General features: G+C 65.8%; 1 protein-coding gene. It reads left to right on the top strand.

Annotation, left to right across the window (positions count from 1 at the left end; all coding sequences use genetic code 11):
* Window positions 1-444, top strand: a 444-nt coding sequence (locus EXE48_RS18250; RefSeq protein ID WP_158295148.1) for an ABC transporter substrate-binding protein, incomplete at both ends; no start/stop codon positions are given.

The following is a 444-nucleotide window of genomic DNA, read 5'->3' as shown; positions in this document are numbered from 1 at the left end:
CATGCGGAACTGCCGCCCGCGGACGAGCGCCCGAACGTCTTTCTCACCTTCGAAGGGACGACCGAACCCGAGACGTTCTCGCCGTACCGCCTCAACGACAAGGGCACGAGCAAAAAGCAGTGGAACGACCTCGGCGTCACCGACGCGCTCTCGGGGACCGACATCGAGAACCTCAGCACGACCAACCGCGGCGAACTCGACTACGAGAACCTCCTCGAAATCGACCCCGACGTGATTCTCGTCCGCGGCCACGAGCGCAAGACGCCCGAGGAGTTCCGCGACACCGTCCTCGCGTACATGGAGGACCACCCCGTCGGCGGCGAACTGGCGGCCGTCCAGAACGGTCGGGTCTACCGCGGCGGCTACCTGTTCCAGGGGCCTATTCACAACCTGTTCCTGACCGAGCGCGCCGCGAAGCAGCTGTACCCCGACGTGTTCGGCGAC

The organism is Halorubrum sp. ASP1 (assembly GCF_005435135.1).
GTDB classification, from domain to species: Archaea; Halobacteriota; Halobacteria; order Halobacteriales; family Haloferacaceae; genus Halorubrum; species Halorubrum tropicale.
The sequence above is the reverse complement of the archived record's forward strand: the minus strand, read 5'-3'. Positions and strand labels throughout refer to the sequence as shown.